The 21,972-nt window shown below is 60.8% G+C and carries 24 protein-coding genes and 1 tRNA gene; 16 read left to right on the top strand and 9 right to left on the bottom strand.

The window, feature by feature from the left end; genetic code table 11:
- The first annotated feature begins 28 nt into the window (after nt 1-28).
- The 9 genes from M3P21_RS01290 (at nt 29) to M3P21_RS01250 (ending at nt 5,941) form a co-directional block, all read left to right on the top strand.
- Nucleotides 29-226 carry a hypothetical protein gene (locus tag M3P21_RS01290; RefSeq protein ID WP_249706161.1) on the top strand — a complete coding sequence of 66 codons (198 nt, stop codon included), beginning with the start codon at nt 29-31 and terminating at the stop codon, nt 224-226.
- A 76-nt stretch (nt 227-302) separates the two neighbouring features.
- Entirely contained in the window at nt 303-617 is a 315-nt protein-coding gene (locus M3P21_RS01285) for a heavy metal-binding domain-containing protein (RefSeq protein WP_249706160.1), read from the top strand.
- A gap of 3 nt (nt 618-620) precedes the next feature.
- Complete coding sequence (locus tag M3P21_RS01280) at nt 621-1,439, top strand: polysaccharide pyruvyl transferase family protein (RefSeq protein WP_249706159.1); 819 nt, start codon at nt 621-623, stop codon at nt 1,437-1,439.
- Nucleotides 1,440-1,458: 19 nt separating this feature from the next.
- Nucleotides 1,459-2,214: a Fe-S cluster assembly ATPase SufC gene (sufC, locus tag M3P21_RS01275; RefSeq protein WP_249706158.1), complete on the top strand. Its 756-nt coding sequence runs from the start codon at nt 1,459-1,461 to the stop codon at nt 2,212-2,214.
- Nucleotides 2,214-3,494 carry a Fe-S cluster assembly protein SufD gene (sufD, locus tag M3P21_RS01270; protein ID WP_249706157.1) on the top strand — a complete coding sequence of 427 codons (1,281 nt, stop codon included), beginning with the start codon at nt 2,214-2,216 and terminating at the stop codon, nt 3,492-3,494. Before sufC ends, sufD begins: the two co-directional genes overlap by 1 nt.
- 3 nt (nt 3,495-3,497) lie before the next feature.
- A complete protein-coding gene (locus tag M3P21_RS01265; protein ID WP_249706154.1) occupies nt 3,498-3,983 on the top strand; it encodes a YIP1 family protein in 486 nt (161 codons plus the stop codon).
- Nucleotides 3,980-4,573 carry a YIP1 family protein gene (locus tag M3P21_RS01260; RefSeq protein WP_249706152.1) on the top strand — a complete coding sequence of 198 codons (594 nt, stop codon included), beginning with the start codon at nt 3,980-3,982 and terminating at the stop codon, nt 4,571-4,573. Before M3P21_RS01265 ends, M3P21_RS01260 begins: the two co-directional genes overlap by 4 nt.
- The gene (locus tag M3P21_RS01255; RefSeq protein WP_249706334.1) at nt 4,566-5,786 is read left to right on the top strand and encodes a cysteine desulfurase; all 1,221 of its coding nucleotides are present in this window, start codon (nt 4,566-4,568) and stop codon (nt 5,784-5,786) included. The genes M3P21_RS01260 and M3P21_RS01255 overlap by 8 nt, the downstream gene beginning before the upstream one ends.
- A gap of 78 nt (nt 5,787-5,864) precedes the next feature.
- A tRNA-Arg gene (locus M3P21_RS01250) sits at nt 5,865-5,941 on the top strand.
- 169 nt (nt 5,942-6,110) lie between these two features.
- On the opposite strand, the gene mepK is transcribed toward M3P21_RS01250, so the two are convergent.
- Nucleotides 6,111-6,680 carry a peptidoglycan L,D-endopeptidase MepK gene (gene mepK / locus M3P21_RS01245; RefSeq protein ID WP_249706150.1) on the bottom strand — a complete coding sequence of 190 codons (570 nt, stop codon included), beginning with the start codon at nt 6,678-6,680 and terminating at the stop codon, nt 6,111-6,113.
- 356 nt (nt 6,681-7,036) lie between these two features.
- Here mepK and M3P21_RS01240 point away from each other — a divergent pair, with 356 nt between their 5' ends.
- From M3P21_RS01240 to M3P21_RS01225, 4 genes are read left to right on the top strand one after another with little or no spacing between them, the layout of a single operon-like run.
- On the top strand, nt 7,037-8,653 hold the full coding sequence (locus M3P21_RS01240) for a L,D-transpeptidase family protein (RefSeq protein WP_249706147.1): 1,617 nt from the start codon (nt 7,037-7,039) through the stop codon (nt 8,651-8,653).
- 33 nt (nt 8,654-8,686) lie between these two features.
- Complete coding sequence (gene lpxD, locus M3P21_RS01235; protein ID WP_249706145.1) at nt 8,687-9,775, top strand: UDP-3-O-(3-hydroxymyristoyl)glucosamine N-acyltransferase; 1,089 nt, start codon at nt 8,687-8,689, stop codon at nt 9,773-9,775.
- Nucleotides 9,776-9,808: 33 nt separating this feature from the next.
- Nucleotides 9,809-10,066, top strand: coding sequence for an acyl carrier protein (locus tag M3P21_RS01230; RefSeq protein WP_249706143.1), 258 nt, complete (start codon nt 9,809-9,811; stop codon nt 10,064-10,066).
- A 9-nt stretch (nt 10,067-10,075) separates the two neighbouring features.
- Nucleotides 10,076-11,284: a beta-ketoacyl-[acyl-carrier-protein] synthase family protein gene (locus tag M3P21_RS01225; protein WP_249706141.1), complete on the top strand. Its 1,209-nt coding sequence runs from the start codon at nt 10,076-10,078 to the stop codon at nt 11,282-11,284.
- A 103-nt stretch (nt 11,285-11,387) separates the two neighbouring features.
- On the opposite strand, the gene M3P21_RS01220 is transcribed toward M3P21_RS01225, so the two are convergent.
- Nucleotides 11,388-12,020, bottom strand: a complete 633-nt coding sequence (locus tag M3P21_RS01220) for an invasion associated locus B family protein (protein WP_249706140.1) — start codon at nt 12,018-12,020, stop codon at nt 11,388-11,390.
- A gap of 412 nt (nt 12,021-12,432) precedes the next feature.
- Here M3P21_RS01220 and M3P21_RS01215 point away from each other — a divergent pair, with 412 nt between their 5' ends.
- Complete coding sequence (locus tag M3P21_RS01215; RefSeq protein WP_249706139.1) at nt 12,433-13,974, top strand: helicase HerA-like domain-containing protein; 1,542 nt, start codon at nt 12,433-12,435, stop codon at nt 13,972-13,974.
- Here the strand turns inward: M3P21_RS01215 and M3P21_RS01210 are convergent.
- The 7 genes from M3P21_RS01210 to M3P21_RS01180 all read right to left on the bottom strand — a co-directional run bounded on the left by M3P21_RS01210 (nt 13,971) and on the right by M3P21_RS01180 (nt 19,692).
- The gene (locus tag M3P21_RS01210; protein WP_249706138.1) at nt 13,971-14,225 is read right to left on the bottom strand and encodes a hypothetical protein; all 255 of its coding nucleotides are present in this window, start codon (nt 14,223-14,225) and stop codon (nt 13,971-13,973) included. The genes M3P21_RS01215 and M3P21_RS01210 overlap by 4 nt on opposite strands.
- 101 nt (nt 14,226-14,326) lie before the next feature.
- The gene (locus M3P21_RS01205; protein ID WP_249706137.1) at nt 14,327-15,631 is read right to left on the bottom strand and encodes a branched-chain amino acid ABC transporter permease; all 1,305 of its coding nucleotides are present in this window, start codon (nt 15,629-15,631) and stop codon (nt 14,327-14,329) included.
- On the bottom strand, nt 15,628-16,638 hold the full coding sequence (locus tag M3P21_RS01200; protein ID WP_249706136.1) for a branched-chain amino acid ABC transporter permease: 1,011 nt from the start codon (nt 16,636-16,638) through the stop codon (nt 15,628-15,630). Before M3P21_RS01200 ends, M3P21_RS01205 begins: the two co-directional genes overlap by 4 nt.
- Nucleotides 16,638-16,907, bottom strand: coding sequence for a hypothetical protein (locus M3P21_RS01195; protein ID WP_249706135.1), 270 nt, complete (start codon nt 16,905-16,907; stop codon nt 16,638-16,640). The genes M3P21_RS01200 and M3P21_RS01195 overlap by 1 nt, the downstream gene beginning before the upstream one ends.
- Before the next feature lie 2 nt (nt 16,908-16,909).
- Nucleotides 16,910-17,623, bottom strand: a complete 714-nt coding sequence (locus M3P21_RS01190) for an ABC transporter ATP-binding protein (RefSeq protein ID WP_249706134.1) — start codon at nt 17,621-17,623, stop codon at nt 16,910-16,912.
- On the bottom strand, nt 17,616-18,407 hold the full coding sequence (locus M3P21_RS01185) for an ABC transporter ATP-binding protein (RefSeq protein WP_249706133.1): 792 nt from the start codon (nt 18,405-18,407) through the stop codon (nt 17,616-17,618). The genes M3P21_RS01190 and M3P21_RS01185 overlap by 8 nt, the downstream gene beginning before the upstream one ends.
- Nucleotides 18,408-18,501: 94 nt before the next feature.
- The gene (locus tag M3P21_RS01180) at nt 18,502-19,692 is read right to left on the bottom strand and encodes an ABC transporter substrate-binding protein (protein WP_249706131.1); all 1,191 of its coding nucleotides are present in this window, start codon (nt 19,690-19,692) and stop codon (nt 18,502-18,504) included.
- A gap of 178 nt (nt 19,693-19,870) precedes the next feature.
- On the opposite strand from M3P21_RS01180, the gene M3P21_RS01175 reads away from it, so the two are divergent.
- Entirely contained in the window at nt 19,871-20,968 is a 1,098-nt protein-coding gene (locus M3P21_RS01175) for a PQQ-dependent sugar dehydrogenase (protein WP_249706129.1), read from the top strand.
- A gap of 66 nt (nt 20,969-21,034) precedes the next feature.
- Complete coding sequence (locus tag M3P21_RS01170) at nt 21,035-21,961, top strand: DMT family transporter (protein WP_249706127.1); 927 nt, start codon at nt 21,035-21,037, stop codon at nt 21,959-21,961.
- The last annotated feature ends 11 nt before the right edge of the window (nt 21,962-21,972 follow it).

Raw genomic sequence — 21,972 nt, 5'->3', positions numbered from 1 at the left:
GGACCTATCGCCGATAGGTCTCAACATAATGTCCGATTCCGCTTCGGGTCTGATTTATGTGTGGGACGCAGAATTTCTGTTTTGGATCAAGCCAGGTGGTTCTGAGGACTTGGATGGCTTTCTGATTGGTGGGTGGACCAACCCCACTCGTTTAGAAAAGCCAAACGACGTCATCAGTTTCATCGGAACAACTATTGCAAACGAACGTGATGGAAATCCGACCTAATGATACAACCCCTTTCAGGAAGTAATCCTCTGATCGAGGCTTGTATGTGCGTGTTTAGCCGCGAGAAGCAAAATCCATGATCCTCACAACCACACCATCTGTCGAAGGCCGCAAGATCACAGACTACAAGGGCATCGTCGTCGGCGAGGCCATCATGGGCGCGAATGTCTTGCGCGATTTTTTTGCCTCTATCACCGATGTCGTGGGCGGGCGCTCGGGTGCCTATGAAAGCAAGTTGCAGGACGCTCGGGAAACCGCCCTGCAGGAGTTGGAAGAACGCGCCAACGCTTTGGGCGCAAACGCAGTTGTTGGCGTCGATCTGGACTATGAAGTTGTTGGTGACAGCATGCTGATGGTTTCGGCCAGCGGCACTGCGGTGGTGTTGGGCTAGATCATGCAATCCGGCGAGGCGATCAATTTGTTCTGGTGGAAGGGCGAGCCGAATTTCGGTGATGCCCTGTCGCCGCTGATCGTCGGCGCGTTGTCCGACCGCCCCGTGACCCATTGTGGCGCGGCGCGCTGTGATATGCTGGCGCTTGGCTCATTGCTGCAGGTGATGGCGAAACACCATGGTCAGCCGACGGATGGCCCGAGGCCGGTGATCTGGGGGGCAGGGTTGTTGCGCCCGGTGCCCCGCGATTTCGTTGCCAATTTCGATATCGCGCTGCTGCGCGGCCCGGTGAGCGCTGCGCTGCTGGGCGTTCAGACCCGCCGCTTCGGTGATCCCGGCCTGCTGGCGCATCATCTGATTGGCGCGCCAGAGCGGCAGGACCGCGTGGTTTTGATCCCGCATCACAGCATGGTGGGCACCCCTGCGTTTGAACAGCTGGTTCAGTCGGACACGGCGTTTGATGTGATTCTGCCCGATGCCGACCCATTGGAGTTCTGCCGCCGGATTGCGTCCTCGGCGCATGTGATCTCTGCCAGTCTGCATGGGCTGATCCTTGCGGATTGCTTTGGGGTCGCCTCGACCTGGTTGGCACCCGGCACGCAATCGCATCTGAAATACCACGATTATGCCGCCTCGGTCGGGCGGGTGATGGTGAACCCGACCCTGCCCGAAGACATTCCCGCCCTGTTGCGGAACCTGCCTGACAGCCACGCATTGACCCATAGCGAGGGCATTGAACGGGCGCGGCAGGACCTGATCGAAACATTCCCGGCGCAGTTCCGCGCCACAACAAATACCGCCGGCGCGATGGCGCGGGCCTGAGATGAGAAACGAGGATAAAATGCTGGATATCAAGAACCTGCATGTGAAACTTGAAGAAGAGGACAAGCAGATCCTCAAAGGTGTCGACCTGTCGGTCGAGGCGGGCAAGGTGCATGCGATCATGGGGCCGAACGGCTCGGGCAAATCGACGCTCAGCTATGTGCTGTCGGGCCGCGACGGCTATGAGGTGACCGAGGGCAGCGCGACTCTGGACGGAGAAGACCTGCTGGAGCTGGAGCCGGAAGAGCGCGCCGCATTGGGCGTGTTTCTGGCCTTCCAATACCCGGTGGAGATTCCCGGCGTTGGCAACATGACCTTCCTGCGCACAGCGACGAATGCCCAGCGCAAGGCGCGCGGCGAAGAGGAGTTGAGCGCAAGCGATTTCCTCAAGCTGGTGCGCGAACGCGCCAAGGCGCTGAAGATTGATGCCGACATGCTGAAACGCCCGGTCAATGTGGGTTTTTCGGGCGGTGAGAAAAAGCGCAACGAAATCCTGCAGATGGCCATGCTTGAGCCAAAAATGTGCATCCTGGACGAGACCGACAGTGGCTTGGATGTGGATGCGATGAAGCTGGTGGCCGATGGCGTGAATGCCCTGCGTGACGCCGATCGTGCGTTCCTCGTTATCACGCATTATCAAAGACTTCTGGACCATATCAAACCTGATGTGGTGCATATCATGGCCGATGGTCGCATCGTCAAAACCGGCGGTCCCGAGCTGGCGCTTGAGGTTGAGAATAACGGTTATGGCGACATTCTGGCCGAGGTGCAGTGATGGCTCTGCCCGAACAGAAACAATCAGCAACCGAGGCGCGCCTGAGCGCCATGACCCTGCCCGAACCCGGATGCACCCGACCGGCGCGCGAGGCGGCTTTGGCCCGCGTGCGCGAGATGGGTCTGCCATCCCGGCGCGACGAATACTGGAAATACACCCGGCCCGATACGCTGGTGCAGGCCGTGGCCCTGCCAGCGGCGGTGTTCGAGAATGACGAAAAACCGCTGTTCGACGGGGTGGATCGGTTGAAGATCGTCTTTGTCGATGGGGTGTTCGCCCCCGAACTGTCCGACGATCTGGCGCTGGAAGGCGTGCGTATCGACAGGCTCGAAGATATCTGCTGCAAGGATATTCACTGGGCCAAGGACCTGTACGGCGTGCTTGAGGCGCGCGGGCACAACCCCGTGCCTCGTCCACTGGCCGCCCTGAACACCGCCTTTGCCACGGATGGTGTGGCGATCCATGTCACGCAGAAGGTCTCCAAACCGATCAACCTGATTTATCGTCATAAATCAGATACTTCCGATGCCATGCTGCATCATGTGGTGCGGGTCGAGGAAGGGGCCGAAGCCACCCTTCTGGAAAACGGCCCCGCCGCGTCGCGTTTCAACAAATGCATGGAGATCGACATCGCCGATGGCGGCACCCTGCACCATGTCCGCGCGCAGGGCCGCGATCATGAGCGCCGGGCGGTGACGCATATGTTCACCCGTCTGGGCACGGAATCGGTCTACAAATCCTTCACCCTCACCGTGAACGGCGTGCTGACCCGCAACGAGCAGGTGATCGAACTGACCGGGGATGACGCCGTGGCCCATGTGGCGGGCGCCTGTGTCGGCGATGGCGATTTCCACCATGACGACACGGTTTTTGTCACCCATGACGCCGTAAATTGCGAAAGCCGCCAGGTGTTCAAGAAAGTGCTGCGCAACGGCGCTGTCGGTGTGTTCCAGGGCAAGATCCTGGTTAAGGCAGGCGCGCAGAAGACCGATGGCTATCAGATCAGCCAGTCTCTGCTGCTGGATGATGACAGTCAGTTCCTCGCCAAGCCAGAGCTTGAGATCTATGCCGATGACGTGGCCTGTTCCCATGGCTCGACCTCGGGCGCGATCGACGAGACCGCGCTGTTCTACCTGCGTTCACGCGGTATCCCGCAGAAAGACGCGACCGACCTTCTGACGCTGGCCTTTCTGGCCGAAGCGGTCGAGGAAATCGAGGATGAGGCCCTGGCCGAAGGCATTGTCGACCGGCTGGATGGCTGGCTGTCACGCCGGGCCTGAGCCATGTCGGTGACGGCTGACATAACGGCAACCTATCGTGGCCCCGCGCGCGTGATGCAACGTCTGCTGGCGATGGGTCAGCGCGAGGACCGGGCGCTGGCCTTTCTGATGGGGGCCTGCGCGCTGGTGTTCATCGCCCAGATGCCACGCCTTGCGCGCGAGGCGCATCTGACCGGGCAGGAGCTGAACATGCTCTTGGGCGGCGCGCTTCTGGGCTGGCTCATCATTGCGCCGCTGCTGTTTTACGTGCTGGCCGCGTTCAGCCATGTGCTGGCGCGGTTGCTGGGCGGCAAGGGCGAGTGGTATGGGGCACGGCTGGCGCTGTTCTGGTCGCTGCTGGCTTCGACACCGGTTCTGCTGCTTCAGGGGCTGGTTGCGGGCTTCATTGGTCCGGGGCCCGGGTTGAACCTTGTGGGCATGGCGTGGATCGCGGTGTTTTTCTGGTTCTGGATCGCCGGCCTCCGGCAGGCCGAAAGGGGCGGGCAATGAACGGGGCGGCGTGGCGTGATCTGGCGATCCTGACGCTGAAGGACCCGGCGCAGGCCGCACGCGATCTGCTTGCGCTGCAACTGGGCCGCAATGTGTTGTGGCTGGCATTTGCGCTGGCCGTTGTGTTGAACACGGGCGCGCAGGTCCTGTCGGATATGATGCTCTCGAACCTGACCGGAGAGTTGCCGGTTCTTGCCCTGCCACCCATGGCCTATGCCGGGTTCTTTACCGGCGCAATTCTGCTCTTTGTCTCTGTTTTGTCGTTTGTCGGTCCCAAGATGGGCGGCTCGGGCCGGTTCAACGATGTCTTTGTACTGATCATCTGGCTGCAATACCTGCGCTTCGTGCTTGAACTGCTGGTGCTGGTCCTGCTGCTGGCCGCGCCGGTGTTTGGTGCCCTGATTGCGATAGCCGGGTCCTTGGTGGGTCTTTACATCATGGTGCATTTCATTGATCAGGCGCACAGGCTCAACTCGTTGGGGCAGTCTGTGCTGCTGTTGCTGGTTTCGATCATTGCAATGGCGGTGGTGCTATATTTCTTCCTGTCCCTTGCGGGGGGACCAATTGTGGGGAATGCAACCTTTGTATGATGTTCAGAAAATCCGCGGGGATTTCCCGATCCTGAGCCGCGAAGTGAATGGCAAGCCTCTGACCTATCTGGACAATGGCGCTTCGGCGCAAAAGCCTCAGGTGGTGATCGACGCGGTGACGCGGGCCTATTCGCACGAATATTCCAACGTGCATCGCGGGCTGCATTACCTGTCCAATCTGGCGACCGAACACTATGAGGCCGTGCGCGGCACCATCGCGCGGTTTCTGGGCGTGCCGAACGAGGACGAGATCGTGTTGAACTCGGGCACCACCGAGGGGATCAATCTGGTCGCTTATGGCTGGGCCATGCCCCGGCTTGAGGCCGGGGACGAGATCGTCTTGTCGGTGATGGAACACCACGCCAATATCGTGCCCTGGCACTTCCTGCGCGAGCGGCAGGGTGTTGTGTTGAAGTGGGTCGATGTGGACGCCACCGGCGCGCTGGACCCGCAGGCGGTGATCGATGCGATCGGGCCGAAGACCAAACTGGTTGCCGTGACCCAATGCTCGAACGTTCTGGGCACGATTGTCGACGTCAAGACGATCACCGAAGGCGCTCACGCCAAGGGTGTGCCGGTACTGGTTGATGGCAGCCAGGGGGCGGTACACATGCCGGTGAACGTGGCCGATATCGGCTGCGATTTCTACGCCATCACCGGGCACAAGCTGTATGGCCCCTCGGGCTCGGGCGCGATCTATATCAAATCCGAGCGCATGGCCGAGATGCGCCCCTTCATCGGCGGCGGAGACATGATCCGCGAGGTCAGCAAAGAGGTGGTGACCTATAACGACCCGCCGATGAAGTTCGAGGCCGGCACACCAGGCATCGTGCAGATCATCGGGCTGGGCGCGGCGCTGAACTATCTGATGGATCTGGGTATGGACCGGATCGCGGCGCATGAGGGGGCCTTGCGAGACTATGCCATGCAGCGCCTGACCGGGTTGAACTGGCTGCAGCTTCAAGGCACCACGCCCACCAAAGCGGCGATCTTCAGCTTTACCTTGAACGGTGCCGCGCATGCCCATGATATCTCTACGATTCTCGACAAGAAGGGCGTGGCCGTCCGGGCCGGGCATCATTGTGCCGGACCGCTGATGGATCATCTTGGCGTTACAGCCACCTGCCGCGCCAGCTTCGGGCTTTATAACACCACCGACGAGGTCGACACGCTGGTCGATGCGCTGGAACTGGCGCATGAGTTGTTCGGCTGAGACGCAGGTGCAAAAAGCCGCGCCGCACGGGCATTTCCGATTGCAGCGCGCCGGGTGATATCCTATAGCCCGTCACAGGCACCTGTAGCTCAGCTGGATAGAGCGCTGCCCTCCGAAGGCAGAGGCCAGAGGTTCGAATCCTCTCAGGTGCGCCAAATCTCGACGAATCGAATCGACCTTGAAACACGCTCTTGCAAACGCAGTGTTGACCGCTCCGGGCACAGTTTGCGTGATCGTGCGGCTTGGCGTGCGGGGCTAAAACAACAAAACCCCCGGGCAAGGCCGCGGGGGTTGGTCGTCGGTTCTATTCGGAAAGGGGCGGTTTCAGCGGCCCCAGTTGCGCACGTCGCCGCAGTCCATATGCACAAAGTTCGACCGCGAATAACGCCCGACACCACCGGCGCGGCAGGATTGCGCGGCGCGGGCGATCTGACCCACAGAGCGTGACGAAAGCCGCAGATCGGCCGCCTGGCCCTTCATGTGAAGCGAGTTCTTGGCAACGCCTCGCGACCGGCTGCGCAACATCGCGTTGGTCTGGGGGCTGCGATAGCCGGAGAGGAGCATATATGGCTCGCTCACATCCATGAGGTTATGCGAGGCGGCCATGATGTCGATGGTGCGCAGGTCGATGGATTTGACCTGATCGGTGCGCCAGTCGCGCATGAAGTGGTTCACTTCTTTGACAGCGTCCTTGATATAGTCGCCGTCGATCCAATATATCATGTCAATCCGCTCGCCTGTGCGACCGGAATACATACGGATGCGTCGGATGTCGCCGCCTCCGCGCAGGAAACCTGCGGCTTGGGAATAGTTTGGCGCTGCTGCAACAGCGCTCGCTGCGAACGCGCCCAACAGAGCGCGCCGGGTCAGACCCGTCGATGTGATGTCAGTCATTTACTGCGTCGTCCCGTACTAGTCCTGCCTGCACCCGATGTTACGGGCGCTTTCTTAATATTCATCCCCAAGTGGTGACCTTATGCCATAGTGGGATTCGTCGGCCAAGCAGGGATTTTTTGGTTTAAAGACTAGGGGGAATTTTCGGCAATTTTCTGCGCAAAGAGGTATTGAAGCGTGTTATTTTGGAAAACGTGGCCGTCGGGCAACGCTGCGCGGCGATGCAGCACTGCACCATCTGCAAAAACTGTGCCGCAATGTTATGATTGTGAGTGGACATTTTCCGCTTTTGTTACCGAAAATTACAGAAGATGTGACGAGTGATGCGATTAACAAGATTTTCAAGGAACTTCCCCATGGCTCATGAGAAACGGCGTCAACAAGCCAGTCCGCTGTCAGCGGTTTTCCGCGCGGCGTGTCTGGCCGTTGTGCTGGCGGCACCAGTCGCGGCGCAAGAGATGGCGTTCAAGCAATCTGTCGCTGCGGCAACATATGGCAGCGAGGATCTCGCCACGTTTTATCGTGAGAACGCCTATCAACCGGTCTGGACAGGTGATGGCGCCGCATTCCAGGCCCGTCGTACCGCGCTGATCGGAGCCTTGCGCAACACGGATGTACATGGGTTGCCGCAGGGGCGCTATGACACGGCGGCTCTGGTCGAACAGATGTCTCAGGCCCAGACCCGTCAGGATCTGGCGCAGGTCGAGGTTGCGCTGAGCCGGGCCTTCCTGAAACTGGCGCGCGATCTGAAATCGGGCATCCTGCGCCCGTCCTCCATTGATGCGGAATACATGGTGCGCAGTGTTGAGCGTCCCGATCCGGTCGCGCTGCTCAAGGCGCTGATCCAGGCCGAACCCAACGCCTATATGCGGTCGCTGGCACCGACCTCATCGCAATACCGGGCGCTGCAGAAGGAAAAGATCAAGCTCGAGACGTTGCTGGCGCAGGGCGGCTGGGGGGCAGGCGTGCCGTCGGGCAAGCTTGAACTGGGCAGCGAAGGACAGGGCGTGATTGCGCTGCGCAACCGACTGGTTGCCATGGGTTACATGCGACCCAGCGCCGGGCGTGGTTTCGATTCGACGATGCAATCCGCCGTGCAGGCCTTTCAGGCCGCCCATGGGCTGGAACAGGACGGCGTCGCCGGCCCCGGCACGATCGAGGAGCTCAACCGGTCTGTCTCGGACCGGCTGAAATCGGTGATCGTAGCGCTGGAGCGCGAACGCTGGCTGCCCGAAGACCGCGGCACCCGTCATGTTCTGGTCAACCAGACAGATTTCTCGGCCAAGATCGTCGATGACGGGCGGATCACCTTCGAGACCCGCGCCGTGATCGGCAAGAACACCCATGATCGTCAGAGCCCCGAGTTCTCGGACGAGATGGAGCATATGGTCATCAACCCAAGCTGGTATGTGCCACGCTCGATCATAGGTAAGGAATATCTGCCCAAGCTCAAGGCCAATCCTTACGCGGTTTCGCATCTGGAGATCACCGACCGCCGGGGTCGGGTGGTGAACCGGGGCGCGGTGGATTTCACGCAATATTCCAAGCGCAACTTTCCCTTTGCCATGCGGCAGCCGCCCAGCACCAAGAACGCGCTGGGGTTGGTCAAGTTCATGTTCCCGAACAAGTACAACATCTATCTGCACGACACCCCGCAGAAGGCCCTGTTTGCCCGTGAATCCCGTGCGTTCTCGCATGGGTGCATCCGTCTGGCACAGCCCTTTGACTTTGCCTATGCGCTGCTGGCCAAACAGGAAGAGAACCCAAAGACGTTCTTCCATCGCACGCTGGACACCGGGCGCGAATCCAAGGTCAAGCTGGACCAGAAGGTTCCGGTTCACCTGATCTATCGGACTGCCTTTGTCGGCGCGGACGGCAAAGCGCAGTTTCGCCGCGATGTCTACGGCCGTGACGCCAAGATCTGGGCGGCATTGAACCGGGCAGGGGTGGTTCTTTCCGGCGTTCAGAGCTAAGCACGAAGGCATCCGAACCAGCCGGAGGCCCATGTGTTCACAGTTCAGCAAATTGCCGAAACGCTCGGCGCCGAGGCGGCGGGCGATCTGTCGCTCGAAATCCAGCGGGCCGCCGAACCGGGTGATGCCACAGGATCGGATCTTGCGCTGGCCATGTCCCCGAAATATGCCGACGCGCTGTCCGGGGGACAGGCCCGGGTTGCCATTCTCTGGCCCGACGCCGATTGGCAGGCACTGGGGCTGAGCGCGGCAATCTTCGCGCCGCGCCCCCGTATGGCGATGGCTGGCGTGACCGGGCTGCTCGACAAGGGGCAGGGCGTGGCACCCGGCATTCATCCCTCGGCCGTTATCGACCCGAGCGCGGAACTGGCCGGAGATGTCTCGGTCGGGCCATTGGCGGTGATCGGCGCGCGGGTGCGGATCGGGGCTGGCTCGGTCATTGGTCCGCAATGTACCATTGGCATGGACGCGGTGCTGGGCGAAGGCGCTTATCTGCGCGATCATGTCAGCATCGGCGCGCGGGTCACTATCGGCGACCGTTTCATTGCCCAGCCCGGTGCCCGGATTGGCGCCGATGGGTTCAGTTTTGTCACGCCCGAGGTTTCTGCCGCCGAAAACGCCCGCAAGACCATGGGCGACGCCGGTGACGCGCGGGCGCAATCCTGGCTGCGTATCCATTCTCTTGGCGCGGTCGAGATTGGCGACGATGTCGAGATCGGCGCGAACTCCACCATCGACAATGGCACCATCCGCAACACACGGATCGGCAGCGGTACCAAGCTCGATAACCTCGTGCATGTGGGCCACAACACCCGCACCGGCACCGATTGCCTGCTTTGTGGTCATACCGGCGTCTCGGGCTCGGTCGAGATCGGCAACAATGTGGTGCTGGGCGGCATGTGCGGCGTGGTCGACAACATCTTTATCGGGGATGGCGTCGTGGCCGGGGGCGGATCAAAGATCCTGTCCAATGTTCCGGCGGGCCGGGTCATCATGGGATATCCTGCGATCAAGATGGACAGCCATACCGAAATCTACAAAACGCAGCGTCGCCTGCCGCGATTGGCGCGTGACGTCGAGATGCTGAAAAAGGCGGTTTCCAAACCCGACCCCAGCGATTAAATCTGCGCCGACACAAACAGACAGGGGTCTGACATGAGCATCAGCAACCGCGTTATTGCCATCATCGCGGAACAGGCGGTTCTGGAACCATCCGACGTGACGCCCGAAAGCACGCTGGAGGATCTGGGAATCGACAGCCTTGGGCTGGTCGAAAGCATCTTTGCCATCGAAGAGGAGTTCGACATCACGATCCCCTTCAACGCCAATGAACCCGAGGCAAGCGATTTTGATATCTCGAACGTGGCGGCGATCATCGCCGGGATCGAGAAACTGGTGTCGGAAAAGGTCTGATCACCGGATATGAAACGCGTAGTCATCACCGGTGCCGGCACGATCAACGCACTTGGCCATTGTGTCGCCGACACGCTTGAGGCCATGCGCGAGGGCCGTTGCGGCATCGGAGAACTGGAGTTTCGTGATGTCGACCGGCTGGCCATCAAGATCGGCGGGCAGGTGCGCGGCTTCGAGGCCGAAGGCCGGTTCAACCGCCAGCAGATGACGCTGTATGACCGGTTCACCCAGTTCACCCTGACCGCCGCCAAAGAGGCGATCGACCAGTCCGGGATTGAGTTTCACGGCGATCTGGCGGCGCGTTCCGGCGTGGTGCTGGGCACGGCGGGCGGTGGCGTCAGCACCTGGGATGACAATTACCGCTCGGTCTATGAGGACGGCAAGAACCGGGTGCATCCCTTCGTGGTGCCGAAACTGATGAACAACGCGGCCGCCAGTCACGTGTCGATGGAGTACAACCTCAAAGGCCCCAGCTTCACCGTGTCCACCGCCTGTGCCTCGTCCAACCACGCCATGGCGCTGGCCTTTTCGATGGTGCGCAGTGGTGCTGCACCCGCGATGGTTACCGGCGGGTCTGAATCGATGCTGTGCTTTGGCGGCGTGAAGGCCTGGGAAGGTCTGCGGGTGATGTCAAAGGACGCCTGCCGCCCCTTCAGCGGCAACCGCAACGGTATGGTGCAGGGCGAGGGCGCGGGTATCTTCGTTTTTGAGGAGTACGACCATGCGCGCGCGCGCGGCGCCAATATCCTGTGCGAGGTGGTGGGTTTTGCCATGTCTTCGGATGCGGCCGATATCGTGATGCCCTCGAAACAGGGCGCGGCGCGGGCCATGTCCGGCGCGTTGGCCGATGCGGGCATCAATCCCGATCAGGTGGGATACATCAACGCCCATGGCACCGGCACTGCTGCCAATGACAAGACAGAATGCGCTGCCGTGGCGGGGGTGTTTGGCACGCATGCCGACACTCTGATGATCAGTTCGACCAAATCCATGCATGGTCACCTGATCGGCGGCACCGGTGCAGTGGAATTGCTGGCCTGTATCATGGCGCTACGCGACGGGATCATTGCGCCAACCATTGGCTATGAAGAGGCCGACCCCGAATGCGCGCTGGATGTGGTGCCGAACGAGGCCCGCGAGGCAGATGTCGATGTGGCGCTGACCAATGCCTTCGCCTTTGGCGGGCTGAATGCGGTTCTGGCTCTGCGCAAGGTCTGACGCGCCAGATTCGACTGGCGCGCTGATCCGTTTTTTCTGGCTGAAGTATCCGGGGAGACGCCCGGGGGGCGACGGGGGCAGCGCCCCCAACCGCCATCGCTGATCAGTTGTCGATCACATCCACCGCGTCGAATCCGGCGGTGAAGCCCTTGAGTGACATCTTGATGTCGATCTTCTGGTCCGGGGCTGGTGCGGGTACCAGCGAAATGGTGGCCTCGGTCCCTTTTTTCATCGCGTCGATATCCTCCTGGGTCAGCCCGATCTGCGCCACGCAGCCGACCGGGTTGCACAGTGTGTAATTGTACCGCTTGCCCGGCGCCCCATCGACCGAGATGGTCAGTTGCGCGGTCAGCAGTGTTTCAAGCGGGACGATGATCGTTGCACCCGCGATCGCGGCACCACTGTTTTTGATCCGGAACAGCGACATTTCAGCCATCGGATTGCCATCAGGGCCGTTCATGACCTGCAACAGTGAGCAGGGATCTGTCTCGGCTTCGGTTCTGATACATGCCAGGTTCCAGTCACCAAAGGTTTCCTTGGAGTAGCGGCTGCCCAGTTGCTGAGCATCGGCAACCGGCTGACCGAGGTCCAGAACGCCTTCGCTCTCGGCGTTTTCGACGGCACCCTGGTCACTTTCCACAGTGTCGGTCTCGGTCTCGGTCGTGTCCTGCGCATAGGTCGCTGTGCTCAGCGCCAGAAGGGCCGCTATGCAGGCCGGTGTCACTTTCTTGAACATGCTTGCCTCTTGGATTGTCGCTCTGTTTGGGCCGGGTCTAGCATGGCCGCAGAGGCGTGTCAGGGGCAATCGGCGCGGGTGGCAGCGTTTTGCGAAATTCCATGAAATTGCCGCGCGTGAGAAAGCAAAAAGAGAGGCCGTTGATCAGCCTCTCTTCAAAATTTTTCTCCCCGTCGGACTGGCCGACTTAGTTATGCGCAGACGTTACGAGAGCAGAGCCAACGGGTCAACAGCTAAGCGAAAAAAATCGAATCGCTTTGACGGAAACACGCAAAAAAGCCGTGCCCGGAGGCACGGCCAGTCTGACAGGGAGGAAACTGCCCCGCCAAATGGCAGGACAGAAAGCACTTTCGCAGACAAAGGTTAAGTTTGTATGGTCGGGGCGAAACGGTGAGATTGGGGCACAAGATCAATGGACGGCAAGATTTTCCTGGGCGGCGGCGGGCCGGACTATGGCGTGAAACAGGGGCTGGCGCTGAATTACGCCAACCGGCACGGTCTGATCGCCGGGGCGACAGGCACCGGCAAGACCGTCACATTGCAGATCCTGGCAGAAGGATTCTCGCAGGCCGGCGTTCCGGTGTTCCTGGCCGATGTCAAAGGCGATCTGTCCGGGCTCGCAAAATCGGGCCGTGCTGATCACAAGCTGCATCAGGCCTTCACCGACCGCGCCGCGCAGATCGGGTTCGACGATTACGCCTATCGCGCCAGCCCGGTCGCCTTCTGGGACCTGTTCGGCGAACAAGGCCACCCGGTGCGCACCACGGTCAGCGAAATGGGGCCGCTGCTGCTGTCGCGCCTGCTGGAACTGAGCGAGGCGCAGGAGGGCATCCTGAACATTGCCTTCCGTCTGAGCGATGAAGAGGGTCTACCGCTGCTCGACCTCAAGGACCTGCAGGCATTGCTGGTCTGGGTTGGCGAGAACCGGGCGCAACTGTCGCTGCGCTATGGCAATATCTCGACCGCATCGGTGGGCGCGATCCAGCGGCGTTTGCTGGTGATCGAGAACCAGGGCGCCAACAAGCTGTTCGGGGAACCGGCGCTGGAACTGTCGGACCTGATGCGCCAGGACGGCGAGGGGCGCGGGATGATCAACATCCTTGCATCCGATAAGCTGATGTCGGCACCGGGGCTTTATGCCACGTTCCTGCTCTGGCTGCTGAGCGAGCTGTTCGAGGAGTTGCCAGAAGTGGGTGATCCCGAAAAACCCAAGCTGGTCTTCTTTTTCGACGAGGCGCATCTGCTGTTTGATGACGCGCCCAAGGTTCTGGTCGACAAGGTGGAACAGGTGGCGCGGCTGATCCGTTCCAAGGGGGTGGGCGTCTATTTCATCACCCAGAACCCGGCCGATGTGCCCGAGGATATTCTGGGCCAGCTCGGCAACCGTATCCAGCACGCGCTGCGCGCCTTCACCGCGCGCGACCGCAAGAATCTCAGGCTGGCCGCCGAAACCTATCGCGAGAACCCGGCTTTTGACACCGAAGAGGCGATCCGCGAGGTCGGTGTGGGCGAGGCGGTGACCTCGATGTTGCAGAAGAAAGGCGTGCCCGGCATTGTCGAACGCACCCTGATCCGCCCACCTTCGACGCAGCTTGGTCCGATCACTGTGGCCGAGCGCAAGGCGTTCATTGCCAACTCGGATCTGGCGGGAAAATACGAAAAGACGCTGGATCGCCGATCCGCCTTCGAAATCCTGTCGGCCCGCGCGGACAAGGCGGCGCAGGAGGCGGAGACCGCCGAGACATTCTTCGAAGACCAGCCCACCGCGCAGCGCGAGTATGCCTCGGCACGGCGCTACAGCGGGTCGCGGGTCAGTCGGTCCTCGTCACGCATCACCCGCCGCAAGGATACGTTCGCCAGCGCGATGGGTGAGGCGGTGATCAAGGAACTGAAAGGCACCACAGGCCGCCGTCTGGTGCGGGGTATCCTCGGCAGCCTGTTCAAAGGGCGTTAGCGGCGTTTCTCGCGCTTGCCCTCTTCCTTGCAGATGGCGTCAGCCTCTTGCACGCCCATGCTGTTGGGACGGTCGATGGCGCGGTCCCAGACGACGAGGTCCTTGGAATATAGCTGACAGGTGACGATGCCCTTGTCGGTCTGCACCTGCACCGGTGTGGTTTCGTAATTTTCGGGCGACGGTACGCACCCCGCCACCAACACGGCGGCAATACATGCCAAAACCGGCACGGAACTTATTACAGTTTTCATTGTTTTCTTTCCCCAAAGAATTGTTGGAAGGGTATAAACCCACCAACATCTTGGCACAAAGGGGAAGAACCCGCCCGTCGCATCAGTTTCGGCGGATGGGGTTACCTTTCCGGGATCAGCCCGCGCGGGCTGAACCGCAGCACAAGCAACAGGACAATTCCCATTGTTAACAGTCGCATATGGGCTGCCGACTCGATCAGATGTGCCTTCAGGCCACTGCCTTCGGGCAGTCCCGAGGTGATCATCTGCATCATCCAGAGGCCGATCGGCTCAACCTGCACCCAGAGGAACCAGATCAGAAACGCTCCCAATACGGCGCCGAAATTGTTTCCCGATCCGCCAACGATCACCATCACCCAGATCAGGAAGGTGAATCGCAGCGGCTGATAGGTGCCGGGCGTCAGCTGCCCGTCCAGCGTGGTGATCATCGCGCCGGCGATACCGCAAATGGCAGACCCCAGCACGAAGATCTGCAGATGGCGGCGGGTCACGTCCTTGCCCATCGCCTCGGCCGCGACCTCATTGTCACGGATCGCCCGCATCATCCTGCCCCAGGGGCTGTGCAGCGCCTTCTGCGCCATCCAGAGCAGCAATAGCAGCACCACCAGAAACAGCGCGGAATAGACCAGTTTGACATAGAGCGTCGAGGCAATGACCGGATCGAGGCCGATGTTGTTGGCCGTTTCGACAAAACTCGGGGTGTTCTGCAGGTCGATCTCATAGGCCATCGGGCGCGGGATGCCGATGACGTTTTTTACGCCGCGCGCCAGCCAGTCCTCGTTCTTGATGACGGCGATGATAATTTCGGCAATGCCCAGCGTGGCGATCGCCAGATAGTCCGAACGCAGCCCCAGCGCCGTCTTGCCGATCAACCAGGCGGCGCCTGCCGCCAGCAAACCTCCGACCGGCCAGGCGACTAGCACCGGCAGACCCAGCCCGCCCAGATAGCCTTCGGCGGCAGGGTTCACGGATTCGACCGCAAGAACGGACGGATCAAAGACCCGGCGATAGATGATGAAACCGATCACAAGGATAGCGATGACCGCGACGCTACGCGCGCGCCCCTTGGGCATCCGGCTCATCACCATGACCGCGGCAAAGACGGTGGCAGCGCCCAAAAGCAGGCCGATGATGACGCCGGTGCCGCCTTGCTCCCAAGCCTCGGGCACGGGTTGCATGGAGACCAGAACCGCCGCAAGACCGCCCAGCGCCACAAATCCCATGACGCCCACGTTGAACAGCCCGGCAAAGCCCCATTGCAGGTTCACCCCAAGCGCCATGATGGCCGAGATCAGCCCCATGTTCAGAATGAACAAAGCGCTGTTCCAGCTCTGCATGAAACCGGTCAGCAGGATCAGCCCGGCAACCACGGCAAACAGCGCGGTGTTCCTGACGCTCTCACTCATATCGTTTGCCCCTTGAACAGGCCGGTCGGTCGGAACAGCAGCACGATCAGCAGGATCACGAAGCTGACCGCAAATTTGTAATCGGTGCTCAGAAGCTGGGCGAGGCCGGTCGGCTCAATCCCCTCGGGCAGCGCATAGACCAGAACCTTTTTCCACGCATAGGTGATCAGCACCTCGGAGAACGCGATCAGGAAGCCGCCCGCAATCGCCCCCAACGGGCTGCCGAGGCCCCCGACAATGGCCGAGGCGAAGATCGGCAGCAGAAGCTGGAAATAGACAAACGGGCGATAGCTTTTGTCGAGCCCATAAAGCACCCCCGCCGTGGTCGCCAGCGCCGCCACGATCAGCCACGTATACATCACCACCCGTTCGGGGTTGATGCCCGAAAGCAGCGCCAGATCCTCGTTGTCGGAATAGGCGCGCATGGACTTGCCGGTGCGGGTCCGGTTCAGGAACCAGAACAGCAGCGCCACGCAGATCACTGCCACAACCACGGTGATGCCTTGGGTGGTCTTGATCGCCAACCCCTCTTTCAGCCCGGTCATCGCCTTGAAGTCACGGGCGGAAATGATGAACCGCTCACCATCGGAAAAGCGCTGATCTCCGGGGCCGATGATGAAGCGCACCAAGCCGTTGGTGATGAACATCACCCCCATCGAGACAATGACAAGGATCACCGGCTTGGCCTTCTGCTCGCGGTAAAAGCGATAGACCATCCGGTCGGTGAGCAGCAGAAACGCCATGCAGCCGAGAATGGCAAAGGGCAGGGCGAGCAGGGCGGTGGGCAGGGGGCCAAGGCCGATCCCTACGCTCTGCATCCACCAGGTGACCAGAACGGCGATCATCGCGCCAAAGGCCATCGTGTCGCCATGGGCAAAGTTCGAGAAACGCAGGATGCCATAGATCAACGTCACCCCCAGCGCGCCGAGGGCAAGCTGGCTGCCATAAGCGATGGCGGGGATCAGAACGAAATTGGAGAGCGCCACGAGGGCGTTGAGCAGGTCCATTAGGTCTCAATCCCTGTAGAATCCGAACTTTGGGCAGAAAAAACTGCCCCGGCAACATGGGTGACTAGGCCGAATGTCCCCCCTAGAAAAATCAATATTATTCCTTGATCAATCGTGTTACCGCTGCTTTCTACGCTCCCTAAATAGCGAGAAACTGCATCTGGATGTCCAACAAAGACTATGGCAACCACGAAACCCATGAAAGTCCGGATGACACCCAAGGTCACGGTAAGATAGGCGATGAACTTAGCGCCTTTCAAAAAGAACATCGTCATCCCCCCAAGAAACTCTTGCGCACTTCGGGATCGGCAAGCAGTTCCTTGCCCGTCCCCGTATAGGCATTGCGCCCCTGCACCAGCACATAGCCTTTGTCCGCGATCCCAAGGGCTTGCTTGGCGTTCTGTTCCACCATCAGGATCGGCAGACCGGTGCGCGAGACCTCGATGATCCGGTCAAACAGCTCATCCATCACGATGGGCGAGACACCCGCGGTGGGTTCGTCCAGCATCAGCACCTTGGGCTGGGTCATCAGCGCGCGGCCCACGGCGACCTGCTGGCGTTGCCCTCCCGACAGCTCTCCGGCCGCCTGGTTGCGCTTGTCCTTGAGGATCGGGAACAGGTGATAGACCTGCTCCATCGTTCCCGAGATATCGTCGCGCCGGATGAAGGCCCCCATCTCGAGGTTCTCCTCGACCGTCAAAGAGGTGAAAATGTTCGAGGTCTGCGGCACAAACCCCATGCCTTTCACGACCCGGTCCTGTGGGGACAGAGCGGTGATATCCTCGCCATCCAGCCGCACATGGCCCGAGCGCACATCCAGCATGCCAAACACCGCCTTCATCCCGGTCGACTTGCCCGCGCCATTGGGGCCGACAATGACCGCGATCTCACCGGGGTTCACCGCAATGGTGCACTCATGCAGGATATCCGGCCCCTTGCCATAGCCGCCGGTCATCGTGTCACCGATCAGAAACGGCTCAGCCATCACTTGCCTCCAGCTTTGCCTTGTTCTTCAAACCGGTGCCCAGATAGGCCTCGATCACCTGCTCATTGGCCTTGATTTCGGCCAAACTGCCTTCGGCCAGCACGTGGCCCTCGGCCATGCAGATCACCGGATCGCAAAGACGGCCGATGAAATCCATGTCATGCTCGATCACCACGAAAGTATAGCCACGCTCTTTGTTGAGCCGGATGATCGCGTCGCCGATGGTGTTGAGCAGGGTGCGGTTCACGCCCGCGCCGACCTCGTCGAGGAACACGATCTTGGCGTCCACCATCATGGTGCGGCCCAGTTCCAGCAGCTTTTTCTGCCCGCCCGAGACCTGACCCGCCTTGTGATCGGCCAAATGTTCGATGGTCAGGAATTCCAGCACCTCATCGGCCTTGGCCCGCAGCGCACGTTCCTCATCGGCGATGCGTTTGCGCCCGAACCAGGTGTTCCATAGCGATTCCCCCGATTGCCCGCCCGGCACCATCATCAGGTTCTCGCGGCAGGACATGGTGGAAAACTCATGGGCGATCTGGAAGGTGCGCAAGAGCCCTTTGTGGAACAACGTGTGCGGTGGCAGGCCGGTGATATCCTCGCCATCCATGGTCACGCGGCCGGATGTCGGTGGAAGAACGCCCGCGATCACATTGAAAAGAGTGGTCTTTCCGGCGCCGTTTGGGCCGATCAACCCGGTGATCGAACCGGGCTCGATGCGCAGGCTCGCCCCATCAACGGCATGGAATCCGCCGAAATGCTTGTGCACGTCCTCTACGGAAATCATGAAGTCACGTCCCCCGCCGCTTTTGCGCGGCTTTTCCCTTATTGAAACAGCCCGAGCCAGGCCCGGGCCGTTCTAGAGTTTCAAAGCGTTGCGATCAACGGAAACCGACGGTCTCGTTCTTGCCGTCCTTGACCTCGATCTCGCGATAGCTGCCCGCGCTTTCGCCCGGACCGATCAACTCGACCGCCGAGCCGCCGACATAGTCGATCTCGCCGCCATCCTTGAGGATCTGAAGCCCCTTGGCCAGTTCGCCGGGATAGATCTTTTCACCCGGTGCGTTGGCCACGTCCATGATCTTGGGGCCGTAGTCCGCCGGATCAGTCGAATTGGCCGCCTGCATCGCAAACATGAACAGCGCCGCCGCATCATAGCTTTCGGGGGAATAGGGCGAGGTGGCGTCAAACGCATCCCCGGCCAGCGCGGTCAGACGCTCGATGCCTTCGCCGCCCGAGCCCGCGATCTGACCGAAAGAGCCGTTCAGGTCGGCACCCACATTGGCGGGCAGGCTGTCGCCGATCATGCCGCCGGGCAGACCAAATGTGTCGTACGCGCCGCTGTCCAGCGAGGACTGGATGATGCCCAGGCCGCCCTGATCCAGATAGCCCGCAACCACCAGCAGGTCGCCGCCAGCCGAGGCCAGCGCGCCCACTTCGGCGGAATAGTCGCCCTTGCCGTCCTCATGCGCGGCCGAGATGGTCACCTCGCCACCGGCCGCCTCGAAGGCGGTGGTGATCGCATCGGCCAGACCCTTGCCATAGTCGTTGTTGGTATAGGTCAGCGCGATCGAGGTGATGCCGCGATCCTTCAGCACATCGGCCATCACTTCGCCTTCGCGCGCATCCGAGGGCGCGGTGCGGAAGAACAGGTCGTTGTCCTCTACCGTGGTCAGGCCCGGCGAGGTGGCCGAGGGCGAGATCATCACCATCCCGTTCGGGATCGCCACGTTCTGCAGAATCGCTCCGGTCACGCCCGAGCAGTCACCGCCGATAAGCCCGTTGATCCCCTCCGATATCAGGCGTTCGGCGTTCGACGTGGCCAAGCCGTTATCGATGCAGTTGGTATCGGCGCGGATCGGCACGACTGTGGCGCTGTCCAGCAGCAGCCCGCTATCGGTTGCTTCTTTCATGGCCAGTTCCGCGCCAGCCGCCATGGCTGGGGCCAGCGATTCGATCGGACCGGTGAAACCGATCAGAATGCCAAGCTTGACCTCTTTGGCGTGACCGCCGGCAAAGGCGGCGCCAGACATCAGGGCGGTGGCCGCTGTGGCCATCAGAAATTTCTTCATGCGTAGACTCCCAATTTGGTCGTTTTTTGTTCTGACCCGACCCTAGGCAAGAGCCATGCAAAAGAAAAGTCCAAAGCAAACCGGCAGGCTTCAGATAAACTTCATGTCGAACGGGCTCGTCCCCGGGCGGTCGCGCGTTACATGTCAGTCAGGCAGTCTCAGCGTTTAGGGAGGTTTCATGCGTTTACTCATTTCAATCTTTTCCGCCCTTCTACTGGCCGGTGCGGCACAGGCCGCCGACCCGCTGCAGACCAGTGCCGGACCGGTGAGCGTGACCCGGATGGCGGGTGATCTCGATGCGCCCTGGGCCATCGCGCATCTGCCCGGGGGTGGCTTTCTGGTCACCGAGCGTGGCGGCGATCTGTTTCATGTCGCTGGCGGGCGCAAGTCTCGCATCACCGGCGTGCCCAAAGTGGTGGCGCGCGGGCAGGGCGGATTGCTGGACGTCACCCTGCCAAGGGATTTCGCGCAAAGCCGCGAGGTGTTTCTGACCTTCTCCAAAAAGATGCGGGGCGGGGCCGGGACCGCGCTGGCTGTCGGGCGGCTGAGTCCCGATAACAGCCGGCTGGAGGATGTCCGGGTGATCTTCGAGGCGTCTGAGGGCCGTTCGGGCGGGCGTCATTTCGGCAGCCGTGTGGTCGAGGCGCGGGACGGCACGCTGTTCCTGACCATAGGCGAGCGCGGAGACCGACCTTCGGCGCAGGATGTCAGCAACCACAACGGAACCATCGTGCGGATCAACCGCGATGGCTCAGTTCCCGCCGACAACCCGTTTGTCGGGCAAGAGGGCGTGCGCCCGGAAATCTGGTCATACGGTCACCGCAATCCGCAGGGGGCTGCGCTTGATCTGCAGGGGCGGCTCTGGACCTCGGAACATGGTGCGAAGGGTGGTGATGAGGTGAACCTGATCCGCAAGGGGGCAAATTATGGCTGGCCGGTGATTTCCTACGGGCGGCATTATTCCGGCAAGAAGATCGGTGAGGGCACCTCGAAACCGGGACTGGAACAGCCTGAACATTACTGGGATCCGTCGATCGCGCCCTCGGGGTTGATGGTCTATTCCGGCAAGCTCTGGCCCGCGTGGCGCGGCGATATCTTTGTCGGCTCGCTCAAGTTCGAATATATCGCGCGGCTGGCGGGCAAAGACCTGCACGAAGTCGAGCAGATCGAAGGCGCGCAGACCGGTCGCGTGCGCGACATCGTCGAGGCACCGGACGGGTCGATCTGGTTCATATCGGTGGGGGATGGCGCGGTTTACCGGATTGCGCCGGGCTGACGCGGGACATAACGCGTCGCAAGCTTAACGCTTTGCATTTGACGAGGCGCATGCTCTGCTTTCGTCATGCAAAGGGATAAGATCGCGATTGCGTATTGCGCGCTGCTTCTGGCGATGCTGGTCAGTTCCGGAAACTTCTTGTTCGGCAATCTTGCCGTCAAGGAGGTGCCTCCGGTCGTGCTGGCGTATTGGCGCAGCTTCATCGCTGCGATCTGCGTGCTGCCATTTGTATTCACGCGGCGCGCCAGGCCGGTTCGTTATTTTCTTGATCATGCGTTTCGGATATCGGTCCTTGCCGTCGTCGGCGTGGTTTTCACGCCCTGGCTTGTCTATCTTGCATTGCGCTCAAATGATCTGATTGACCTCGGCGCGGGCTACACCAGCGTACCCCTGCTGACGATCTTGTTTTCTGCGCTGCTGTTGAACGAGAAGTTGCGCGCGCTCCAGTATCTGGGCGTGGCACTTGCGCTCGCGGGCGCGCTGGTCTTTGCCTTCAGGGGAAGCCTTGCAAATCTGCTGGAGTTCAATCCACATCTGGCCTTTCTGCTGATGATCGCATCCAACGCGTGCCGGGCACTCTATCTGGTATTGCTGAGGAAATGGGATATGCACCCGAAACCCGAAGAGGGTCTCTTTGTTATTCTGGTGGTCGGCGTCGTTGTGTTGTCGCCGGTTTTCATCGCGTACGAGCTGAGCACGCCCAGGCCGTTCGATTATTCATGGCAGGTCTGGGGGTCGATCTGCTTTGTCGGCATCGGAATGGGGGCGATCTATCTGCACTTGATCAACTTTGGCACAAGAGAGGTCGGGGCGTCTTCGGCGTCCCTGTTTTCTTATCTGGTCCCGATCTTTGTTTCGGTCGAAGCTGTGCTTGTCTTAGGGGCAGACCTACACGCTTATCAGGGCGTCGGCACCGCGCTCATCATCTGTGGCGTTCTGATCGCGACCCGGTTGCATTCAAAAGCAGCGCACCCCAATCATGCGCCGCATTGAGATCTCATCCA

This window comes from Ruegeria spongiae (assembly GCF_023502395.1).
Classification (GTDB): domain Bacteria; phylum Pseudomonadota; class Alphaproteobacteria; order Rhodobacterales; family Rhodobacteraceae; genus Ruegeria_C; species Ruegeria_C spongiae.
This window is presented reverse-complemented; position numbering and strand designations above follow the sequence as displayed.

Coding starts and splice junctions, on each gene's coding strand:
- M3P21_RS01240 (WP_249706147.1), top strand. CDS start 7,037: ATGGCTCATGAGAAACGGCGTCAACAAGCCAGTCCGCTGTCAGCGGTT.
- M3P21_RS01185 (WP_249706133.1), bottom strand. CDS start 18,407: ATGATTTCCGTAGAGGACGTGCACAAGCATTTCGGCGGATTCCATGCC.
- M3P21_RS01215 (WP_249706139.1), top strand. CDS start 12,433: ATGGACGGCAAGATTTTCCTGGGCGGCGGCGGGCCGGACTATGGCGTG.
- M3P21_RS01205 (WP_249706137.1), bottom strand. CDS start 15,631: ATGAGTGAGAGCGTCAGGAACACCGCGCTGTTTGCCGTGGTTGCCGGG.
- M3P21_RS01230 (WP_249706143.1), top strand. CDS start 9,809: ATGAGCATCAGCAACCGCGTTATTGCCATCATCGCGGAACAGGCGGTT.
- M3P21_RS01285 (WP_249706160.1), top strand. CDS start 303: ATGATCCTCACAACCACACCATCTGTCGAAGGCCGCAAGATCACAGAC.
- M3P21_RS01220 (WP_249706140.1), bottom strand. CDS start 12,020: ATGTTCAAGAAAGTGACACCGGCCTGCATAGCGGCCCTTCTGGCGCTG.
- M3P21_RS01190 (WP_249706134.1), bottom strand. CDS start 17,623: ATGGCTGAGCCGTTTCTGATCGGTGACACGATGACCGGCGGCTATGGC.
- M3P21_RS01290 (WP_249706161.1), top strand. CDS start 29: ATGTCCGATTCCGCTTCGGGTCTGATTTATGTGTGGGACGCAGAATTT.
- sufD (WP_249706157.1), top strand. CDS start 2,214: ATGGCTCTGCCCGAACAGAAACAATCAGCAACCGAGGCGCGCCTGAGC.
- M3P21_RS01265 (WP_249706154.1), top strand. CDS start 3,498: ATGTCGGTGACGGCTGACATAACGGCAACCTATCGTGGCCCCGCGCGC.
- M3P21_RS01260 (WP_249706152.1), top strand. CDS start 3,980: ATGAACGGGGCGGCGTGGCGTGATCTGGCGATCCTGACGCTGAAGGAC.
- M3P21_RS01225 (WP_249706141.1), top strand. CDS start 10,076: ATGAAACGCGTAGTCATCACCGGTGCCGGCACGATCAACGCACTTGGC.
- M3P21_RS01210 (WP_249706138.1), bottom strand. CDS start 14,225: ATGAAAACTGTAATAAGTTCCGTGCCGGTTTTGGCATGTATTGCCGCC.
- M3P21_RS01175 (WP_249706129.1), top strand. CDS start 19,871: ATGCGTTTACTCATTTCAATCTTTTCCGCCCTTCTACTGGCCGGTGCG.
- sufC (WP_249706158.1), top strand. CDS start 1,459: ATGCTGGATATCAAGAACCTGCATGTGAAACTTGAAGAAGAGGACAAG.
- M3P21_RS01180 (WP_249706131.1), bottom strand. CDS start 19,692: ATGAAGAAATTTCTGATGGCCACAGCGGCCACCGCCCTGATGTCTGGC.
- M3P21_RS01195 (WP_249706135.1), bottom strand. CDS start 16,907: ATGTTCTTTTTGAAAGGCGCTAAGTTCATCGCCTATCTTACCGTGACC.
- M3P21_RS01170 (WP_249706127.1), top strand. CDS start 21,035: ATGCAAAGGGATAAGATCGCGATTGCGTATTGCGCGCTGCTTCTGGCG.
- M3P21_RS01280 (WP_249706159.1), top strand. CDS start 621: ATGCAATCCGGCGAGGCGATCAATTTGTTCTGGTGGAAGGGCGAGCCG.
- mepK (WP_249706150.1), bottom strand. CDS start 6,680: ATGACTGACATCACATCGACGGGTCTGACCCGGCGCGCTCTGTTGGGC.
- M3P21_RS01200 (WP_249706136.1), bottom strand. CDS start 16,638: ATGGACCTGCTCAACGCCCTCGTGGCGCTCTCCAATTTCGTTCTGATC.